Here is a 13,173-nt window from a genome sequence, read left to right as displayed (position 1 = left end):
CCCAGGTGTTCATCAGCGACGGATGCCGATGGACCATGCCATAGCGGACAGTCACGCCGCTGTGACGATCAGTCACAGGGCGATCAGGAGTCACCAGACCCCCCAAAGCGTGCAATGCGGAGAATCCGCCCACAGTTGAGCACATCGGGGCGGACAGAGTCCTCCCCGGACTCCTTGTCCTATTTTGGCATGAGGACGGGCAAGGACCGCAAGAGCCGTGTACGTGCGCTCCGTCACGCATGTCGCATGCATCACACTCTTGACGGATACGCCCAGATCGGGTTCTAGATCCCTTGTTGACGTCCCGTAAGGTCCGTAAGGTGCGTCACAGAACAGTACGTCAGTTCGCCGAACGCAGGTCCCGCACCGACCGCCAGCGCTCCACCAGCCGCCCGTACGCCTCGCCCGCCGTGGCCCCGTCGCCGATGCGCAGCGCCTCGATCCCCTCGGCCACGTCGGCCGCCGAGTGATCGCCCTCCAGGTCACCGGCCGACAGGGCGTGCACGAGCCCGCCGTAGTCCAGCTCCACCAGCGAGCGCGGATGGAATTCCTCCAGCCATCGCCCGACGTCCACCAGGCCGTCGATCAGCGGCCCCTCGTCCATGGCGTTCTTGAGCGTGCGCAGGGCACGGGCCACCCGGCGCCGGGCCTGCACCATGGGCGTGCGGTAGCGCAGCACCGGCGGGGCGTCGTCGGTGCCCCCGGAGCCCTTGTCGTACTGCCGCTCCTCGTCGGAGACGAGGACGAACCAGTTCAGCGGCACCTGCCAGGTCGCCGTGCGGATCCAGGGGCGGGCGTCGGGGTTGCCGGCCAGCCAGCGCTCGTAGTCCTGGGTCGCCTGGTGGCGCACCAGGGGCGGCAGCACGGCGTCCAGGAGCGGCGGCGGGAGCTCCTCGGCGAGGTCGCCGAGCGCCTGCCAGCCGCGCAGCCGGGTCCGCCAGGGGCAGATGTGGACCACCCCGTCGGCCTCCAGCACGAAGGCGTCACGGCTCTCGTGCACCGGCACCGGCACGGGCGGCGTGGGCAGCAAGTCGGCCAGGGAGCGGCGCAGTTCGTCCTGGTACGAGGGGCGGTCCGGGCGGCGCGCGTAGCGTGTCCAGTGGTCGCGCTCCGGCTCGGGGAAGGCGGCCAGCGGCTCGTACACGCGCAGGTACGCCGCATACGGAACGATCACCGAGGACACCTTGGGCACGCCTGCTCCCTCCCCCGCCGTCTGCCGGGGAAACCTGCGGAACCCGCCCACAAACGCGCGGGAAAACTATGCAAATCGTCGCACGGACGTACTCCGTGCGGAGGTGATCCTGAGCACTGCCCGGTCGGCGGGCCCTGGAGGCTTTAATCTCATGCTCACAGGCCCCGCCACCCGCACGGGACCCCGTCCAATCGCCGCTTCTTACCTCAGGAGTCACCACCGTGACCGACGTAACCGGCGCACCTGCTGATGTACTGCACACCCTGTTCCACTCGGACCAGGGCGGTCATGAGCAAGTCGTGCTCTGCCAGGACCGCGCGAGCGGCCTGAAGGCCGTGATCGCCATTCACTCCACCGCCCTCGGCCCCGCGCTCGGCGGTACGCGCTTCTACCCGTACGCGAACGAGGCCGAGGCCGTCGCCGACGCGCTCAACCTCGCGCGCGGGATGTCGTACAAGAACGCCATGGCCGGGCTGGACCACGGCGGCGGCAAGGCCGTGATCATCGGCGACCCGGAGCGGATCAAGAGCGAGGAGCTGCTGCTCGCCTACGGCCGGTTCGTGGCCTCGCTGGGCGGCCGGTACGTCACCGCGTGCGACGTGGGTACGTACGTCGCCGACATGGACGTCGTGGCCCGTGAGTGCCGCTGGACCACCGGGCGCTCCCCGGAGAACGGCGGCGCCGGCGACTCCTCCGTCCTCACCGCCTTCGGTGTCTACCAGGGCATGCGCGCCTCCGCTCAGCACCTGTGGGGCGACCCCTCGCTGCGTGGCCGCCGGGTCGGCATCGCCGGCGTCGGCAAGGTCGGCCACCACCTGGTGGAGCACCTGAGGGCGGAGGGCGCCGAGGTGTTCGTCACCGACGTGCGCGAGGAGGCCGTACGCCGGGTCACCGAGCGGCACCCGAACGTCACGGCGGTCGCCGACACCGACGCGCTGATCCGCGTCGACGGTCTCGACATCTACGCCCCGTGCGCGCTCGGCGGGGCGCTGAACGACTACTCCGTTCCGGTACTGACCGCGCGGGTGGTGTGCGGCGCGGCCAACAACCAGCTCGCCCATCCGGGTGTCGAGAAGGACCTCGCCGACCGCGGGATCCTCTACGCGCCCGACTACGTGGTGAACGCCGGCGGGGTCATCCAGGTGGCCGACGAACTGCACGGCTTCGACTTCGACCGGTGCAAGGCGAAGGCGGCGCGGATCTACGACACCACGCTGGCCATATTCGCACGTGCGAAGGACGACGGGATTCCGCCGGCCGCCGCGGCCGACCGGATCGCCGAGCAGCGGATGGCGGAGGGGCGCGCCGCGCGCGGATGGTGACGTTCCGCAGGGCTCATCCGTGGGGTTTGGGCGGTACCTGCCGGTGGACAGTTGGAGAGAACTCTCACTTCGACCGGCGGGTCGCCCGCCAATAAGTGGTTAAAATCGCCACTGACCAGCGAGGACGGGGCGCCTCAAAGGTTCTGGGCACACGCGCGTGCTGCGGGCGACGTACCGTATGGGCGCGGGCTCAGGTACCGTGGAAGCCCTACGGACCGGTCTCTCCACGGAGAGCCCGTTCCGGATCATGAACGCGTGTCAAGACTCTGGGGCCGTCGAGCCCCGTCGTTGAGGGGGTCGAGCCATGGGGCGCGGCCGGGCCAAGGCCAAGCAGACGAAGGTCGCCCGCCAGCTGAAGTACAACAGCGGTGGGACGGACCTCTCACGCCTGGCCGAGGAGCTGGGCGCATCGACGTCGAACACGTCACCGAACACGAACGGTGACCGGTTCGAGGACGATGAGCACGACGACGACCTGTACGCACGGTACGCCGACCTCTATGAGGACGACGACGAGGACGAGGACGACGACTCCTCGCGCCACCGTCGCGGCGCTTGACCTTGCACTGAGCAGCAACCCGGTCGGTGACCTCGGTCACCGACCGGGTTCTGTGCTGCCCGCAGGGCGTCAGGCGCTGTAATCACCCACCAGGGCGGCGCCCGTGGTGTGCTCGCCCCGGTCCGTGATCTCACCGGCGACCCAGGCGTCGACGCCGCGGTCGGCCAGCGTCGCCAGGGCCACCTCGGTGGACTCCTCCGGGACGATCGCGATCATGCCGACGCCCATGTTGAGGGTCTTCTCCAGCTCCAGGCGTTCGACCTCACCCGTCCTGCCGACGAGGTCGAAGACCGGTGCCGGGGTCCAGGTGGAGCGGTCGACGATGGCGTGCAGGCCGTCGGGGATGACGCGGGCCAGGTTGGCCGCGAGTCCACCGCCGGTGATGTGGCTGAAGGCGTGCACCTCGGTGGTGCGGGTGAGCGCGAGGCAGTCCAGCGAGTAGATCTTCGTCGGCTCCAGCAGCTCCTCGCCGAGGGTGCGGCCGAGTTCGTCGATGTGGGCGTCGAGGGACAGGCCCGCCTGGTTCAGCAGCACGTGCCGGACCAGCGAGTACCCGTTCGAGTGAAGACCGGAGGACGCCATGGCGATGACGGCGTCACCCGTTCGGATGCGATCGGGGCCGAGCAGCCGGTCGGCCTCCACCACGCCCGTACCGGCGCCGGCGACGTCGAAGTCGTCCTCGCCCAGCAGCCCGGGGTGCTCGGCCGTCTCGCCACCCACCAGGGCGCAGCCGGCCAGCACACAGCCCTCGGCGATGCCCTTGACGATGGCGGCGACCCGCTCGGGGTGGACCTTGCCGACGCAGATGTAGTCGGTCATGAACAGCGGCTCGGCGCCGCACACCACGATGTCGTCCATGACCATGGCGACCAGGTCGTGGCCGATCGTGTCGTACACGCCCAGCTGGCGGGCGACGTCGACCTTGGTGCCGACGCCATCCGTGGCGGAAGCGAGCAGCGGGCGCTCGTAGCGCTTGAGGGCGGAGGCGTCGAAGAGGCCGGCGAAGCCGCCGAGGCCGCCGAGGACCTCGGGGCGCTGCGTCTTCTTCACCCACTCCTTCATCAGCTCGACCGCGCGGTCGCCCGCTTCGATGTCGACGCCCGCGGCTGCGTAGCTGGCACCAGTTGTCTCAGACATGGCTTTGAGAACCTTCGTGTCGTACGGCAGGTGACGCGGGCGCCCTACGGGCGACGGATGGCGTCGGTGGCGGCCGTGGCGGCGGGACCGGCGGCGAGCTCGGTCTCCAGGAGCTGCTTGCCCAGCAGCTCGGGGTCCGGGAGCTCCATCGGGTACTCGCCGTCGAAGCAGGCGCGGCACAGGTTCGGCTTGGCGATGGTGGTCGCCTCGATCATGCCGTCGATGGAGATGTACGCCAGGGAGTCGGCGCCGAGCGAGGTGCCGATCTCGTCGATGGTCATGCCGTTGGCGATGAGCTCGGCGCGGGTGGCGAAGTCGATGCCGAAGAAGCAGGGCCACTTCACGGGCGGCGAGGAGATCCGGATGTGCACCTCGGCGGCGCCGGCCTCGCGGAGCATGCGGACCAGGGCGCGCTGGGTGTTTCCGCGCACGATCGAGTCGTCGACGACGACCAGTCGCTTGCCCTTGATGACTTCCTTCAGCGGGTTCAGCTTCAGCCGGATACCGAGCTGGCGAATGGTCTGGGAGGGCTGGATGAACGTACGGCCGACGTACGCGTTCTTCACCAGACCCGCACCGAACGGGATGCCGGAGGCCTCGGCGTAGCCGATGGCGGCCGGGGTGCCGGACTCCGGGGTCGCTATCACCAGGTCGGCCTCGACGGGGGCCTCCTTGGCGAGGCGGCGGCCCATCTCGACGCGGGAGAGGTACACGTTCCGGCCGGCGATGTCGGTGTCGGGGCGGGCCAGGTACACGTACTCGAAGACACAGCCCTTGGGCTTCGCGTCCGCGAATCGGGAGCTGCGCAGGCCGTTCTCGTCGATGGCGAGGAACTCGCCCGGCTCCACCTCGCGGACGAAGCTGGCGCCGCAGATGTCGAGGGCGGCGCTCTCGGAGGCGACGACCCAGCCGCGCTCCAGGCGGCCCAGGACCAGCGGGCGGATGCCCTGCGGGTCGCGGGCGGCGTACAGGGTGTGCTCGTTCATGAAGACGAGGCTGAAGGCGCCCCTGACCTGCGGGAGCACGACCGGGGCGGCTTCCTCGACGGTCAGCGGCTTGCCGTCGGCGTCGACCTGGGCGGCCAGCAGGGCCGTCAGCAGGTCGGTGTCGTTGGTGGCGGCGACCCGGGTGGTACGGCCGTCCTGCTTGGGCAGGTCGGCGACCATCTCGGCGAGCTGGGCGGTGTTGACCAGGTTGCCGTTGTGGCCGAGCGCGATGGAGCCGTGCGCGGTGGCACGGAACGTCGGCTGGGCGTTCTCCCACACCGAGGCGCCGGTGGTGGAGTAGCGGGCGTGGCCGACCGCGATGTGGCCCTGCAGGGAGCCGAGCGAGGTCTCGTCGAAGACCTGCGAGACCAGGCCCATGTCCTTGAAGACGAGGATCTGGGAGCCGTTGCTGACCGCGATTCCCGCGGATTCCTGGCCCCGATGCTGGAGGGCGTAGAGCCCGAAGTACGTGAGCTTTGCGACCTCTTCGCCCGGAGCCCAGACACCGAAGACGCCGCAGGCGTCCTGGGGGCCTTTCTCGCCGGGAAGCAGATCGTGATTGAGTCGACCGTCACCACGTGGCACGCCACCGAGTGTAGGCGAGGTCGACCACTGGTCCGAATTGGGGATACCGGGCGGTAAGGGATCACTGCCCGGCGACGGCCGTCACCGACTCGCCGTTTTCGCTGGTCAGCGTGAGGGTGCGGTGCTCCAGGCGGTAGCTCACGGTGCCGTCGAAGAGGCGCAGGAGACGCTTTTCGGTTGCCATGAGTGAGGCTTCGCACATCATGCGCGTGGTGGACGCGGGGCCGAGGGTGATGCGGCCGTCGCGGACGGTGGCCTCGGCGTTCACCTTGTTGCAGGTGAGGCGGCCGCTGACCGTGCCCGCTGCCTTGTCGAAGGTGAGGTGCGCCTTGCCCTCGGCCTCCTTGGGGAGGGGCTCGGCGACGCCGTCCGGTCCGCCCTTGCCGAGGGTCGTGACCGTCCACTTCGTCCCGTACAGCGGGGCGGCCTTCTCCTCGGTCAGGCGGACGGTGTCGCCGGCGTCCGTGGTGAGGGTCAGGCTGTTGCCGGTGACCTCGGTCTTCAGGGGGCCGTCGGCGAGGGTGCGGGCGAGGTTCTGCTCGAAGGTCATGGGCTTGTCCTCGCAGGCCATCTCGGTCACCGTCGCGTCGCCGAGCCGGACGCGGTCACCGTCGAAGGAGGCCTGCGCGCTGAAGTGGTTGCAGCCGTAGTTGCCCTGTGCCTTGCCGCTCTCGTCGATCGTGACGTGCGCGTCGGTGGGCGCCTTGTGCTGCTTGCCGTCGACGGTGACGCTGTCGACGGCCCAGTGGACGCCCGTGACGGGCTTCCTGGCGTCGGCCGTCGTGCTGCCCGCCTGCTCGCTGCCGCAGGCGGCGGCGAGGGGGAGGAGAGCGAGGGCCGCGGTGAGGGTGATGCGCTGCTTCTGCCTGTACATGCCGATTCGACGGGACGGGTGGGGTGGTTGGTTCCCGTCCGGGGACATCGGCATCTCAGGACATCAGCGGAAGGAGCTTCTCCAGGTCGGCCCGTTCCCCGCTGGCGCTCACCTCGGTGTTGGTGACCGCCTCCTGCCAGGTGAGACGGCCGGTCGCGAGCCGGAGCCAGGTCAGCGGGTCGGTCTCGACGACGTTGGGCGGGGTGCCCCGGGTGTGCCTCGGCCCCTCGACGCACTGCACCACGGCGTACGGAGGGATCCGCACCTCGGTCGAACCACCGGGGGCCTTCGCGGCGAGCGCGTCGGCGAGCAGCCGGGTGGCCGCGGCGAGGGCCTGCCGGTCGTACGGGATGTCCAGTCCCGGCACGGCGGCGTTCAGGTCGTCGGTGTGGACGACCAGCTCCACGGTGCGGGTGACGACGTAGTCGGCCAGGGGCAGCGCGCCGGCGCTGGTGGGGAGCAGCCGGGTGCCCGGGTGCGCGTCGAGGTCGGCGATGAAACGCCGCTCTACGTCGGCGAGGTGGGTGTCGAGGTCGGGGTGCTGTTCGGCCAGGTGGCGGGCGGTGTCGGCGATGGCGGGCGCGTCGGCGGCGATCGCTGCCGGCCAGTCGACCAGCCGACCGTCCTGCTTCGGCGGCTCGGGTTCGGCGAGCAGCCGACTGACGGCCGCGAGGGCCGTTCCGGTGTGCGCGACCAGGTCCCGCACGGTCCAGTCGCCCAGACGGGTGGGCAGGGCGAGCTGCTCGGGCGTCAGCGTCCGGACGGCGTCCCGGACGCCACCGAACTGTGCCAGCACGGCAGCGCGGGTCTTGGCGGGGTCGTAGCTGCGGGGGCGCTTCTTGGCCGGGGGCATGGCGGTGAGCCTAATCGGCGCGGAAGGTGCCGGGCGCGGGGAACTTCACGTCCGTGCAGCCCCGGCGGCCGGTGACGTCCGTGACGTATGCGCGGAACACCTTCTCGTACTCGGGTGCCATCAGCTTGTCGTAGCCGTACGCCATGGTCATCGTGTGGATCTGGGGTGCGCCGGCGCAGACGGAGGAGGCCCACCAGATCGGCTCCTCGCTGCTGCGGCCGGCCTTTCCGGGTGTCGCCGGGGCCGGGGTGTCGGCGAAGTCGGGGTCCTTGAGGTGGACGTTCTTCGCGTCCTCGCCCCGATAGGTGTGCAGGGAGACGAACCACTGGCCGGGGTTCTGCGGCTCGGTCAGCGTGTCGTGGCGGTCCGCCTCGGCAATGTAGAGCCCGTTCGCCAGACCGTCACTGAGTATCAGACCGCAGCTCTCGTCCCAGAGTTCGTCGTCCACACGGCTCTCCAGCACCTGATCCGCGAAGTTTTCCCGGCGGGGGAAGCCGGCCTTGCGATACCAGGCGCAGGTGCCGTTCGCGCGGTCGGCCGGGATCGGGCCCTCGGTCAGCGCCGGTATGTCCCGGGATGGGTCCGGTAGGCGGTCGGCGCAACCCAGCCGTTCGGCGAGATTGTTGGCGGTGAGGACGGCGGTCTCGGCGAGGATGTCACGGTCGTGGGCGGTGAGCTGGCCGTCTTCACCGAACCTGGATGTCTCCGTCAACTCGGCACGCGCCCACAGCGCGGCTCCCACGGGCCGCCCGTCCATCTTGCCCTCGGCGCACGGCAGTTGGACGACCACTCCTGAGCGGGTGAGGACACCGACGATTCCGTTCCCGAGCGGCTGCTGGGGGTAGGTGCGACGGCCGAAGGGATCGATGAGGAACTCCAGCGGGTCGTCGACGACCACAGGGCTGTCGGCGGGAAGAGCACCCACCGCACCGGTGAAGAACCAGCGCTCGCCGGTGTCCGTGCCGAACTTCTCCCCAGCCTCGGTGCTGAATATCTCGCAGTCCTGGCCCGACGACAGGGAATCCAGCTCGATCACGCCCTCTTCACCCTGCCGGTGCGTGATGGTGCCGCCCGCCGGGGAGAGCGCGAGCACCCGCCCGGCGGGGACGAGCCCGGCGCAGGCCTCGTCGATCTGCCGCCGCCCGTCCCACACCTGCCAGATCTCCCGGCCACTCCACCCGATGCCCGCAACGGCCACCAGACACAGCACTACGTTCGCGAACTTCCGTACGCGGTCAGGTACCTTCACCGCTCCCCCGGTCACCCGTGATCCCCAGGTTCCGCCGAAGCTACCAGGAGCCACCGACAACGCCGTGCGCACACGTGAAGGCCCCGCCCTGGCAACGGGCGGGGCCTTCACGGTTGGTGTCGGGGGAAGTCAGGCAAGCAGCGCCGGGATCGTCCCCTCGTGCGCCTCGCGCAGTTCCTCCAGGGAGAGGGCGAACTCGCCCTGGACGTCCACCGTGTCGCCGTCGACGACGCCGATGCGGGTGACCGGGAGGCCGCGGGCGTTGCACATGTCGGTGAAGCGGAGTTCCTCGGAGCGCGGGACGGCGACGATCGCGCGGCCCGCGGACTCGGAGAAGAGGAACGTGAACGCGTCCAGGCCGTCGGGGACGACCAGGCGGGCGCCCTTGCCGCCGAGCAGCGCCGACTCGACGACCGCCTGGATCAGGCCGCCGTCCGACAGGTCGTGCGCGGAGTCGATCATTCCGTCGCGGGAGGCGGAGATCAGGATCTCGGCCAGCAGCCGCTCGCGCTCCAGGTCGACCTCGGGCGGCAGGCCGCCGAGGTGGTCGTGGACGACCTGGGACCAGGCCGAGCCGCCGAACTCCTCGCGCGTGTCGCCGAGGACGTACAGCAGCTGCCCGTCCTCCTGGAAACCGACCGGCGTACGGCGGGCGACGTCGTCGATCACGCCGAGGACCGCGACGACCGGCGTCGGGTGGATCGCCGCCTCGCCCGTCTGGTTGTAGAGCGAGACATTGCCGCCGGTCACCGGCGTACCGAGCTGCTGGCAGGCGTCCGCCAGGCCCCGTACCGCCTCCGCGAACTGCCACATCACCGCCGGGTCCTCGGGCGAGCCGAAGTTCAGGCAGTCGGAGACCGCGAGCGGCTTGGCGCCGGTCGTGGCCACGTTCCGGTAGGCCTCCGCGAGGGCCAGCTGGGCTCCCTTGTACGGGTCCAGCTTGGCGTACCGGCCGTTGCCGTCCGTGGCGATGGCGACGCCCAGGCCGGTCTTCTCGTCGATCCGGATCATGCCGGAGTCCTCGGGCTGGGCGAGGACGGTGTTGCCCTGCACGAAGTGGTCGTACTGCGAGGTGATCCACTTCTTCGACGCCTGGTTCGGGGACGCCACCAGCTTGAGGACCTGGTCCTTCAGCTCCTTGGAGGTCTCCGGGCGCGGCAGCTTGCCCGCGTCGTCGGCCTGGAGGGCGTCCTGCCAGGACGGACGGGCGTACGGGCGCTCGTACGTCGGGCCCTCGTGGGCGACCGTGCGCGGGTCGACGTCGACGATCTTCTCGCCGTGCCAGTAGATCTCCAGGCGGTCGCCGTCGGTCACCTCGCCGATGACCGTGGCGATGACGTCCCACTTCTCGCAGATCTCCAGGAAGCGGTCGACCTTGCCCGGCTCGACGACCGCGCACATCCGCTCCTGCGACTCGCTCATCAGGATCTCCTCGGGGGAGAGCGTCGAGTCGCGCAGCGGTACGTCGTCCAGCGTGACGGTCATGCCGCCCGAGCCGTTCGACGCCAGCTCGGACGTGGCGCAGGACAGGCCCGCCGCGCCCAGGTCCTGGATGCCGACGACCAGCTTCTCGGCGAACGCCTCCAGGGTGCACTCGATGAGGAGCTTCTCCTGGAAGGGGTCGCCGACCTGGACGGCGGGGCGCTTCGACGGCTTCGCGTCGTCGAAGGTCTCCGACGCCAGGATCGACGCGCCGCCGATGCCGTCGCCGCCGGTCCGGGCGCCGTACAGGATGACCTTGTTGCCCGCGCCGGACGCCTTGGCGAGGTGGATGTCCTCGTGCCGCATCACACCGATGCAGCCAGCGTTGACCAGCGGGTTGCCCTGGTAGCAGGCGTCGAAGACGACCTCGCCGCCGATGTTGGGCAGGCCCAGGCAGTTGCCGTAGCCGCCGATGCCGGCGACGACGCCGGGCAGGACGCGCTTGGTGTCGGGGTGGTCGGGGGCGCCGAAGCGCAGCGGGTCGACCACCGCGACCGGGCGGGCGCCCATCGCGATGATGTCGCGGACGATGCCGCCGACACCCGTGGCCGCGCCCTGGTAGGGCTCGACGTACGACGGGTGGTTGTGCGACTCGACCTTGAAGGTGACCGCGTAGCCCTGGCCGACGTCGACGACACCGGCGTTCTCGCCGATGCCGACGAGCAGGGCGTCGTTCTCGGGGGCCTTCTCGCCGAACTGGCGGAGGTGGACCTTGGAGGACTTGTAGCTGCAGTGCTCGGACCACATGACCGAGTACATGGCGAGCTCGGCGCCGGTCGGGCGGCGGCCGAGGATCTCGACCACACGCTCGTACTCGTCCTTCTTCAGGCCGAGTTCGGCCCAGGGCAGCTCGACGTCGGGGGTCGCGGCCGCGTGCTCGACCGTGTCCAGAGGCGTCCTGCTCATGCGTTGACCAGCTTCTTGAGGATCGAGGTGAAGAACGGCAGACCGTCGGTGCGGCCGGTGCCGATCAGCGGCTCCACGGCGTGCTCCGGGTGGGGCATGAGGCCTACGACGTTTCCGGCCTCGTTGCTGATGCCGGCGATGTCCCGCAGCGAACCGTTGGGGTTGAAGTCCAGGTAGCGGAAGACGACCCGGCCCTCCGCCTCCAGCATGTCGAGGGTGCGCGCGTCGGCGACGTACCGCCCGTCCATGTTCTTCAGCGGGATGTGGATCTCCTGACCGGCGACGAAGTCGCTGGTGAAGGCGGTGTTCGCGCTCTCCACCCGGAGCTTTTGGTCCCGGCAGATGAAGTGCAGGTGGTCGTTGCCGAGCATCGCGCCGGGCAGCAGATGGGCCTCGGTGAGGATCTGGAAGCCGTTGCAGATGCCGAGGACCGGCAGTCCGGCCTTCGCCTGCTCGATGAGGGGCTCCATCACCGGCGAGAAGCGGGCGATGGCACCGGCGCGCAGATAGTCGCCGTAGGAGAAGCCTCCGCACAGCACCACCGCGTCGACCTGCTTGAGGTCCTTGTCCTTGTGCCACAGGGCGACGGGTTCGGCGCCGGCGATACGGATCGCGCGCTGCGTGTCCCGGTCGTCGAGGCTGCCGGGGAAAGTGACGACGCCAATACGAGCGGTCACTTCGCCGCCTCCGCGACTTCCTCCACCTTGACGGTGAAGTCCTCGATCACGGTGTTGGCGAGGAAGGATTCCGCGACCTGGTGGATGCGGGCGAGGGCGGCCTCATCGACCGGTCCGTCCACTTCCAGTTCGAATCGCTTTCCCTGACGTACGTCGGAGATGCCGTCGAAACCGAGGCGCGGCAGTGCGCGCTGCACCGCCTGGCCCTGGGGGTCGAGGATCTCCGGCTTGAGCATGACGTCGACTACGACGCGTGCCACTGGCACTCCCGGTGTGTGGTGCTGAGCAGGTTCCTTCAGACTACCCGCACAAAATTTCTACGCGGGTAGAGTTGTAGGAAGCTACGGATCGATGGTCACGGTCACGCATCGACGGGGCGTGTTCACGAAAAGTTCCAGGAAAGATCCGAGATCCACCCGCGAGAGCTATTGCGCCCGGACACGCGGAGAGATTTAGTCGGGCTTCACAATGCTTTGCCGGGCACTGTACAAATGAATTGGCAATAGCCGACACTCGGCATGTCATCGCAGCTGAGCTGGATAGACAGCCGTACGAAGGGACCGATATTCGTGGCGCAGAAGGTCGTGGTCACTCTCTTTGACGACATCGACGGCTCGGAAGCGGCGGAAACGATCGCCTTCGGACTCGACGGCAAGTCGTACGAGATCGACCTGAATGAAGCCAATGCCAAGAAACTGCGTAAGGCGCTCGCGCCCTACGTGGAGGCCGGCCGCAAGCGGTCGAAGTCGGGCAAGGCCTACCGGCAGACGGAGGTCGCCCCCGACCCGGCGGCCGTACGGGCCTGGGCGCAGGCCAACAAGATGGACGTCCCCGCGCGCGGCCGCATCCCCAAAAAGGTGTACGAGGCGTTCACCGCGGCCCAGTGAACCGCGCTCGACGGCCGCTCACGCGCCCCTCGGAGCATCCGACTTGCACAGCACCCCCGGTGATCAGCTAGAGTCTGGAGCACGCCGAGGGGCGGGGCCGGAAAAGCCCAGCTCACGGAACATGCGGGTGTAGTTCAGTAGTAGAACATCCCCCTTCCAGGGGGAAGGCGCAGTGTGCGATTCCTGTCACCCGCTCTGCATCGCCGTACAGACCACTCCTGTGGATCAGGTAGGCTGGTGCTCGCACCGATCGGTGAAAGCTGGTCGGGAGCAATGCGGACGTAGCTCAGTTGGTAGAGCGCAACCTTGCCAAGGTTGAGGTCGCGAGTTCGAGCCTCGTCGTCCGCTCCATTGTGAAAGGCCCCGGTCGTCGACCGGGGCCTTTCGCGTGTGCCCTGAGGCCTTCTGACATTTGTCATGTGCAGTGATGACATCGCGCACTGCTTCCGGGTTTTCGTCGCCGG

Annotated in this window: 12 protein-coding genes and 2 tRNA genes; 5 read left to right on the top strand and 9 right to left on the bottom strand. The window is 69.3% G+C overall.

Annotated elements, in window-relative coordinates; genetic code table 11:
* Positions 1 to 340 precede the first annotated feature (340 nt).
* A complete protein-coding gene (locus tag I2W78_RS20500; RefSeq protein ID WP_196461733.1) occupies positions 341 to 1,192 on the bottom strand; it encodes a hypothetical protein in 852 nt (283 codons plus the stop codon).
* Between the two features lie 221 nt (positions 1,193 to 1,413).
* On the opposite strand from I2W78_RS20500, the gene I2W78_RS20495 reads away from it, so the two are divergent.
* Both I2W78_RS20495 and I2W78_RS20490 read left to right on the top strand, forming a co-directional pair.
* Positions 1,414 to 2,514 (top strand): Leu/Phe/Val dehydrogenase, encoded by a 1,101-nt coding sequence (locus tag I2W78_RS20495; RefSeq protein WP_196461732.1) that lies wholly within the window; start codon positions 1,414 to 1,416, stop codon positions 2,512 to 2,514.
* A gap of 304 nt (positions 2,515 to 2,818) precedes the next feature.
* Positions 2,819 to 3,073: a DUF3073 domain-containing protein gene (locus I2W78_RS20490; RefSeq protein ID WP_141312914.1), complete on the top strand. Its 255-nt coding sequence runs from the start codon at positions 2,819 to 2,821 to the stop codon at positions 3,071 to 3,073.
* A gap of 69 nt (positions 3,074 to 3,142) precedes the next feature.
* On the opposite strand, the gene purM is transcribed toward I2W78_RS20490, so the two are convergent.
* From purM to purS, 8 genes are all read right to left on the bottom strand, one after another.
* Complete coding sequence (gene purM / locus I2W78_RS20485; protein WP_196461731.1) at positions 3,143 to 4,210, bottom strand: phosphoribosylformylglycinamidine cyclo-ligase; 1,068 nt, start codon at positions 4,208 to 4,210, stop codon at positions 3,143 to 3,145.
* Positions 4,211 to 4,254: 44 nt separating this feature from the next.
* A complete protein-coding gene (purF, locus tag I2W78_RS20480; protein ID WP_196461730.1) occupies positions 4,255 to 5,781 on the bottom strand; it encodes an amidophosphoribosyltransferase in 1,527 nt (508 codons plus the stop codon).
* A gap of 61 nt (positions 5,782 to 5,842) precedes the next feature.
* The gene (locus I2W78_RS20475) at positions 5,843 to 6,655 is read right to left on the bottom strand and encodes an META domain-containing protein (protein WP_196461729.1); all 813 of its coding nucleotides are present in this window, start codon (positions 6,653 to 6,655) and stop codon (positions 5,843 to 5,845) included.
* 55 nt (positions 6,656 to 6,710) lie between these two features.
* Positions 6,711 to 7,508 (bottom strand): maleylpyruvate isomerase family mycothiol-dependent enzyme, encoded by a 798-nt coding sequence (locus tag I2W78_RS20470; RefSeq protein ID WP_196461728.1) that lies wholly within the window; start codon positions 7,506 to 7,508, stop codon positions 6,711 to 6,713.
* 10 nt (positions 7,509 to 7,518) lie between these two features.
* Positions 7,519 to 8,757: a hypothetical protein gene (locus I2W78_RS20465; protein WP_196461727.1), complete on the bottom strand. Its 1,239-nt coding sequence runs from the start codon at positions 8,755 to 8,757 to the stop codon at positions 7,519 to 7,521.
* A gap of 129 nt (positions 8,758 to 8,886) precedes the next feature.
* Complete coding sequence (gene purL, locus I2W78_RS20460) at positions 8,887 to 11,145, bottom strand: phosphoribosylformylglycinamidine synthase subunit PurL (RefSeq protein ID WP_196461726.1); 2,259 nt, start codon at positions 11,143 to 11,145, stop codon at positions 8,887 to 8,889.
* Positions 11,142 to 11,822 carry a phosphoribosylformylglycinamidine synthase subunit PurQ gene (gene purQ / locus I2W78_RS20455; protein WP_196461725.1) on the bottom strand — a complete coding sequence of 227 codons (681 nt, stop codon included), beginning with the start codon at positions 11,820 to 11,822 and terminating at the stop codon, positions 11,142 to 11,144. Before purQ ends, purL begins: the two co-directional genes overlap by 4 nt.
* Complete coding sequence (purS, locus tag I2W78_RS20450) at positions 11,819 to 12,082, bottom strand: phosphoribosylformylglycinamidine synthase subunit PurS (RefSeq protein ID WP_196461724.1); 264 nt, start codon at positions 12,080 to 12,082, stop codon at positions 11,819 to 11,821. The genes purQ and purS overlap by 4 nt, the downstream gene beginning before the upstream one ends.
* Positions 12,083 to 12,391: 309 nt before the next feature.
* On the opposite strand from purS, the gene I2W78_RS20445 reads away from it, so the two are divergent.
* The 3 genes from I2W78_RS20445 (at position 12,392) to I2W78_RS20435 (ending at position 13,060) form a co-directional block, all read left to right on the top strand.
* Positions 12,392 to 12,709 carry a histone-like nucleoid-structuring protein Lsr2 gene (locus tag I2W78_RS20445; RefSeq protein WP_196461723.1) on the top strand — a complete coding sequence of 106 codons (318 nt, stop codon included), beginning with the start codon at positions 12,392 to 12,394 and terminating at the stop codon, positions 12,707 to 12,709.
* A gap of 123 nt (positions 12,710 to 12,832) precedes the next feature.
* Positions 12,833 to 12,904: transfer RNA gene (locus I2W78_RS20440), tRNA-Gly, on the top strand.
* 80 nt (positions 12,905 to 12,984) lie between these two features.
* Positions 12,985 to 13,060 (top strand) — tRNA-Gly (locus I2W78_RS20435).
* Positions 13,061 to 13,173: the final 113 nt, after the last annotated feature.

The sequence above is a fragment of the Streptomyces spinoverrucosus genome (assembly GCF_015712165.1).
GTDB classification, from domain to species: Bacteria; Actinomycetota; Actinomycetes; order Streptomycetales; family Streptomycetaceae; genus Streptomyces; species Streptomyces spinoverrucosus_A.
The sequence above is the reverse complement of the archived record's forward strand: the minus strand, read 5'-3'. Positions and strand labels throughout refer to the sequence as shown.